This window comes from Asanoa sp. NPDC050611 (assembly GCF_040654855.1).
Taxonomy (GTDB): Bacteria; Actinomycetota; Actinomycetes; order Mycobacteriales; family Micromonosporaceae; genus Asanoa.
Genome location: NZ_JBFAIU010000407.1, coordinates 1 through 6,048, shown reverse-complemented (window position 1 = coordinate 6,048; position 6,048 = coordinate 1). Strand labels below are relative to the sequence as shown.

The 6,048-nt window shown below is 71.0% G+C and carries 7 protein-coding genes; 6 read left to right on the top strand and 1 reads right to left on the bottom strand.

Annotated features, from left to right (window positions below):
* Positions 1-482 (bottom strand): MBL fold metallo-hydrolase (locus tag AB0H87_RS36630; protein ID WP_360156649.1); only part of this gene is annotated, 482 nt, incomplete at its 3' end.
* A 54-nt stretch (positions 483-536) separates the two neighbouring features.
* On the opposite strand from AB0H87_RS36630, the gene AB0H87_RS36625 reads away from it, so the two are divergent.
* The 6 genes from AB0H87_RS36625 to AB0H87_RS36600 all read left to right on the top strand — a co-directional run bounded on the left by AB0H87_RS36625 (position 537) and on the right by AB0H87_RS36600 (position 5,900).
* Positions 537-1,298, top strand: coding sequence for a class I SAM-dependent methyltransferase (locus AB0H87_RS36625; RefSeq protein ID WP_360156652.1), 762 nt, complete (start codon positions 537-539; stop codon positions 1,296-1,298).
* 29 nt (positions 1,299-1,327) lie between these two features.
* Entirely contained in the window at positions 1,328-2,170 is an 843-nt protein-coding gene (nadE, locus tag AB0H87_RS36620; protein WP_360156646.1) for an ammonia-dependent NAD(+) synthetase, read from the top strand.
* 60 nt (positions 2,171-2,230) lie between these two features.
* Positions 2,231-2,980, top strand: coding sequence for an ABC transporter ATP-binding protein (locus AB0H87_RS36615; RefSeq protein WP_360156643.1), 750 nt, complete (start codon positions 2,231-2,233; stop codon positions 2,978-2,980).
* Positions 2,981-2,989: 9 nt separating this feature from the next.
* A complete protein-coding gene (locus tag AB0H87_RS36610; RefSeq protein WP_360156640.1) occupies positions 2,990-3,754 on the top strand; it encodes an ABC transporter permease in 765 nt (254 codons plus the stop codon).
* Positions 3,755-3,773: 19 nt separating this feature from the next.
* The gene (locus AB0H87_RS36605) at positions 3,774-4,553 is read left to right on the top strand and encodes a MerR family transcriptional regulator (RefSeq protein ID WP_360156637.1); all 780 of its coding nucleotides are present in this window, start codon (positions 3,774-3,776) and stop codon (positions 4,551-4,553) included.
* Between the two features lie 99 nt (positions 4,554-4,652).
* Positions 4,653-5,900, top strand: coding sequence for a vanadium-dependent haloperoxidase (locus AB0H87_RS36600; RefSeq protein WP_360156634.1), 1,248 nt, complete (start codon positions 4,653-4,655; stop codon positions 5,898-5,900).
* Positions 5,901-6,048: the final 148 nt, after the last annotated feature.

The following is a 6,048-nucleotide window of genomic DNA, read 5'->3' as shown; positions in this document are numbered from 1 at the left end:
GGGGAGTGGCCCGGCAGGTGCAGGACCGTCAGCACGCGCCCGCCCGCCTCGATCCGGTCGTCGTCGGCGAGCAGGCGGGTCACGGGCGCGGGCTCGACCCGGTAGGTCCGTGGGTCATAGCCCTCGTGCGGCACCGCGTCGAGCAGCAGGTCCACGGGCGGTGTCCCCGGGATGCCCAACTTCGCGTAGAGGTCGGCGCCGTACAGGCTCGCCGGTGGTCCGGCCGCGATGGTCTTCGCCTCGGCGGCGTGCGCGGCCCGCTCCCGGAACTCGTGGGCACCGCCGGTGTGGTCCAGGTGCGAGTGGGTGAGAATCACGAGCGGGTCGCGCTCGAACAGCTGCGGCAGTTCGTCGCGGAGGGCGACGACGCCGAGCCCGGCGTCGACGACGATGTCGCGGTCGCTGCCGCGCAGCCACCACAGGTTGGCCGCCAACAGCGGACGGACATGGGGTTCGGAGATGCGTACGATCTGGTCGTCCACGGAGACTTGCCGGTACCACGCGCTCATTCGTACGAGGATGCCAGGATGCGTGACATGTCTGTGCGCGCGCTGAGCTTCGGAGTGGTGGCGGAAGCATACGAACGGTTCCGGCCCGGTTATCCCGAGGAGCTGTTCGACCTGGTCCTGGCGTACGCCGGCCGGCCCTTGCGCACCGCCCTCGAGATCGGCGCCGGGACGGGCAAGGCCACGCGCCTGTTCGCCCGGCACGGAGTCGCCGTCACCGCGACGGACCCGGACCCGGCGATGCTCGCCGAGCTGCGCAGGCAGGTGCCGGCGAACGTCACGACGGTGCGGGCGGCGTTCGAGGACCTGCGACCGGGCGAGCGGTACGGGCTCGTCTACGCGGCGGCCGCGCTGCACTGGACCAGCCCCGACGGCCGCTGGTCGCGGGTGGCCGCGCTGTTGGAGCCGGGTGGCGTGTTCGCGTCGTGCGGCGGCCCGTACCAGCTCGCCGATCCGGCCGTGGAGAAGGCCGTGCATGCCGCCCGGGCACCGTTCCTGGACAGCGACGAGATCCCGTCCCCGGACGGCACACCACCGGAACACGAGATGCAATGGCCGGGTACGGAGCTCCTGCGCGCGGAGTGGTTCACCGACGTACGACAGTCCGTTATCAAGCGGCGACTGACGATGACCGCCGCCGAGTACGTCGGCCATCTCTCGACCGTCTCGGCCTATCTCCAGCTGCCGGCGGCGGATCGCGAGCAGGTGTTCGGCCAGGTCCTGCGGGTCCTGCCGGAGACGGTCGACATCGTCGCCGACATCGTCGTCCACCTCGCCCGCCGCCGGCCGTAGCGCCGGGTCCGGCCAGCTAGAGTGGCCGCGTGGCGGACCTACGGCAGCAGATACTCGGCGAGCTCGGCGTGAAGTCGGCCATCGTTCCCAAGGTGGAGATCCGGCGCCGGGTCGACTTCCTCAAGGACTACCTGCGGGCGACGCCGGCCAAGGGCTACGTGCTGGGCGTCAGCGGTGGCCAGGACAGCACGCTGACGGGCAGGTTGTGCCAGCTCGCCGTCGAGGAGCTGCGGGCCGAGGGGCGCGACGCCGTGTTCGTCGCGGTCCGGCTGCCGTACGGGACGCAGGCCGACGAGACCGACGCCCAGGCCGCGCTGCGGTTCATCCGGGCCGACCGGTCGGTCGAGGTGAACGTCAAGCCCGGTGCCGACACGGTCGCCGCGGAGGTGGCGTCGGGCCTGGGTGACCTGCTGGGCGGCGAGCCCCGGCTGCGGGACTTCGTGCGGGGCAACATCAAGGCCCGGGAACGCATGGTGATCCAGTACGCGATCGCCGGCCAGCTGCACCTGCTCGTCGTGGGCACGGACCACGCGGCCGAGGCGGTCACCGGATTCTTCACGAAATACGGTGACGGCGGCGTCGACCTGACCCCGTTGACCGGCCTGACCAAGCGCCAGGGCGCCGCGCTGCTGCAGGAGCTGGGCGCACCGCCGAGCGCGTGGCAGAAGGTGCCGACCGCCGACCTGGAGGACGACCGTCCGGCGCTGCCGGACGAGGTGGCCCTGGGCCTGACGTACGCCCAGATCGACGACTACCTGGAAGGCGTCGACGTCTCCCCGGACCTGGCGGCAAAGGTGGAGGCGGTCTATCTCGCCACCCGCCACAAGCGCACGGTACCGGCCACCCCCCTCGACACCTGGTGGCGCCACTGACCGCGGACCAGCCGCGGCACGCTTGACCTTGACGCTGCGTCAACCCTCCATGCTGGCCGCATGACTGTTGCGGTTCAGGTGCGGGGCCTGGAGAAGGCGTACAAGGAGCTGCGTGTGCTGCGCGGCGTGGACCTCGAGGTCGCGCGGGGCAGTATCTTCGCGCTGCTCGGGTCGAACGGGGCCGGCAAGACGACCCTCGTGAAGATTCTGTCGACCCTGCTCAAGGCCGACGCCGGGACGGCCCGGGTCAACGGCTTCGACGTCGCGACGCAGGCCGCCGACGTGCGCGAGTCGATCAGCCTCACCGGGCAGTTCGCGGCCGTCGACCACATCCTCAGCGGGCGGGAGAACCTCGTCCTGGTCGCCCGGCTGCGGCACCTCAAGGACCCGAGAGCGGTGGCCGACGGGCTCCTGCGGCGCTTCTCGCTGACCGAGGCCGGCGGGCGGCGGGTCGCGACGTACTCCGGTGGCATGCGCCGCCGCCTCGACATCGCGATGAGTCTCATCGGGAATCCGCCCGTCGTCTTCCTGGACGAGCCGACGGCCGGGCTGGACCCGGAGGCGCGGCTCGAGGTGTGGCAGGCCGTCCGGGAGCTCGCCGCGGGCGGCACGACCGTGCTGCTCACGACGCAGTACCTCGACGAGGCCGAGCAGCTCGCCGACCGGATCGCGATCCTCCACCAGGGCCGGATCATCGTCGACGGCACCCTGGCCGAGTTGAAGCAGCTCCTGCCGCCGGCCAAGGTCGAGTACGTCGAGAAGCAACCCTCCCTCGAAGACGTGTTCTTCGCGGTCGTCGGCGAGCGGTAGGGGACGACCATGGCCACGCATTTCGTCAGCGACACCACCGTCCTCACCGGACGGACGCTGCGGCACGTCACCCGCAGCCTGGACACCATCATCACGACCGCGATCACACCGATCGCCATGATGCTGCTGTTCGTGTACGTGTTCGGCGGTGCGATCGACACCGGTTCCGTGTCCTATGTGGATTACATGCTGCCCGGCATCCTGCTCATCACGATCGCGTCGGGGATCTCGTACACCGCGTTCCGGCTCTTCGGGGACATGCAGGCAGGCATCTTCGAGCGTTTCCAGTCGATGCCGATCGCCCGGTCGGGCGTGCTCTGGGCGCACGTGCTGACCTCGCTGGTCGCCAACCTGCTCTCGCTCGTGGTCGTCGTCGGCGTCGCCCTCGTCATGGGCTTCCGCTCGGGAGCAGGCGTGCTGGCCTGGCTCGCCGTCGCGGGTGTCCTGGCCCTGTTCACGCTCGCGCTGACCTGGATCGCGGTGATCCCTGGCCTGTCCGCGAAGAGCATCGACGGGGCGAGCGCGTTCTCGTACCCGCTGATCTTCCTGCCCTTCATCAGCTCGGCGTTCGTGCCCACCGACACCATGCCCGGCCCGGTGCGGGCGTTCGCCGAAAACCAGCCGGTCACGGCCATCGTCAACGCGATTCGGGCGCTGTTCACCCAGCAGCCCGTCGGCGCCGACCTGTGGACGGCCCTCGCGTGGTGCGTCGGCATCCTCGTCGTCGCCTACGTGTGCGCGAACCTGGTCTACCGTCGGCGGATCGGTGCGTGATCGGAGGCGGAATCGGCACATGTTGACGATCGGACAGCTGGCCGCGTACGCCGGTGTCACGACGCGGGCGGTGCGGCACTACCACCAGATCGGGCTGCTGCCGGAGCCCGAGCGGGATGCCGCGGGCTACCGGCGGTACGGCACCGCGGCGGTCGTGTCCCTGATCAAGATCCGGACGCTCGCCAACGCCGGCGTGCCGCTGTCCCGGATCGGTCAGATGCTCGAAGCCGACGCGTCGACGTTCGCCGCCGCGGTCCAGCGCATCGACCGCGACCTGCGCGACGAGATCGACCGCCTGGAGACCAGCCGCAAGCAGATCGCGCAGCTGACCGATGCGGACAGTCTGGCGCTGCCGCCCGAGATTCTCGCCTATCTCGACCGGCTGCGGGAGATCGGGGCGTCGGAGCGGATCGTGGAGGGCGAGCGGGACGGGTGGATCCTGGTCGCGGCGCGCTGGCCACAGTCGGTCCCCGAGGTGATGGCGGCGAAGTTCGCGCAACTCGAGGACCCACGGCTCGTTCGCCTCTACCGCCTCCTGTCGGAGATCGTCGAGGGCGGGGGCGGCGACGACGACCCCCGCCTGGTCGAAGCGGTCGACATCATGGTTGAGATGGCCGAGGAGGCGTACGCGGCCGGCGAGCTGGGCCTCACCGGGATGGACGACGGCGACGACCTGGCGATCGGCCTGCTGGACGCACTGCTGGTCGAGGCGGACCCGCGGGCGCGGCGGGTGCTGGACCTGATGCGCGAGCGCGGCTGGACGGGGTGGACCCGGCTGGAGCGCCTCGATCTGACATAACCGAATACCCGCCAGAAGGTTGTCATGGGATCAGCGAAGGTCGATTCTGGATCGGCATTCGTTCTGCCAACGGGGGATCTCATGACATTTCGCGTACGCGTGCGCAGGCTGCTCGGCGCGGCGGTGTTGGCCGTGCTCGGTCTGACCGTCCTGACGCCGACCGCGGCGTCGGCCCACGAGCGCACCAACGCCGTCCTGACCTGGAACGTCCACGCCCAGACGGCCATCTTCGAGGTCGCGCGGCAGTCGCCCACGGCGGGCTCGCGCAGCTTCGCCATGGTGCAGGGCGCGGTGTACGACGCGGTCAACGCGATCGCCGGCGTCCCGTACGAGCCGTATCTGGTCGCTCCCCGTGCCCATCGCGGCGACTCGACTCCCGCGGCGGTGGCCACGGCGGCCCACCACGTCCTGCTCTCCCTGTTCCCGGCCCAGGCGGACGCGCTGGCCGCGCAGTACGACGAGGCGCTCGCCGCGATCCCCGAGGGGCGCGCGAAGACGGGCGGCATCAGGGTCGGCGAAGCCGCGGCCGCGGCCATGATCGCGGACCGCCGCGACGACGGCGCGTTCTCCGACGCGACGTGGCCGGTGGGCACCGCACCCGGCGTCTACCGGCTGACCCCGCCCTTGTTCCTCCAGGCCGGCGGCTGGTTCCCGTTCCTGCGGCCGTTCGTCGTCGACGACCCCGCCGCCTACCGGGTGCCGGCACCGCCGGCGCTGGGCAGTGCGGCGTACGCCCGCCAGCTCAACGAGGTCAAGGCGGTCGGCTCGGCCACCAGCACGATCCGCACGCAGGACCAGACCGAAGCGGCGACCTGGTGGGACGACTACCGCCAGGTGGAGTGGTACATCAAGCGCGGCCTCGCCGCGGACCACCGACTGAGCCAGCTGGAGACGGCCCGCATGCTGGCGATGGTCGACGTCTCCACGGCCGACGCGCTGATCTCGTGCTACCAGCAGAAGCGACACTGGAGCCTCTGGCGCCCGGTGACCGCGATCCCGCTGGCGGACACCGACGGCAACCCGGCCACGGTCGCGGACCCGACCTGGACGCCGCTACGCGTCACGGCCCCGTCGCCGGAATGGCCGTCCGGCCACGCCTGCTACACCTCCGCCATCATGACCGCACTACGCGCGTTCTTCGGCCGTGACCACCTGTCCTTCAGCGCCTACAGCGCCGAGTCCAAGACGACCCGGCACTTCGACAGCCTGTCCGCGGCACGGGCGGAGCTGATGGAGGCCCGCATCTGGGCCGGTGTCCACTACCGCGGCGCCACCATCCACGGCGACCGCCTCGGCGAGGCGGTCACGCGCGAGGTCCTCGCGAAGGAGTTCGGCCGCAACCACTGACCGCGCAACGCGCCGGCCGGTTGGCCGCCAAGCACCGGCTCGGGTTCGCGGGCCGGCGCCTCGTGTCGGTGGTTGCGCTTCCGCAACGTCCAATCAGCTGAACCCGGCGCAGTTGTGACTGGCGATTTCCTGGGCACCGGCTTCTAAG

Coding starts and splice junctions, on each gene's coding strand:
- AB0H87_RS36610 (WP_360156640.1), top strand. CDS start 2,990: ATGGCCACGCATTTCGTCAGCGACACCACCGTCCTCACCGGACGGACG.
- AB0H87_RS36605 (WP_360156637.1), top strand. CDS start 3,774: ATGTTGACGATCGGACAGCTGGCCGCGTACGCCGGTGTCACGACGCGG.
- AB0H87_RS36625 (WP_360156652.1), top strand. CDS start 537: ATGTCTGTGCGCGCGCTGAGCTTCGGAGTGGTGGCGGAAGCATACGAA.
- AB0H87_RS36615 (WP_360156643.1), top strand. CDS start 2,231: ATGACTGTTGCGGTTCAGGTGCGGGGCCTGGAGAAGGCGTACAAGGAG.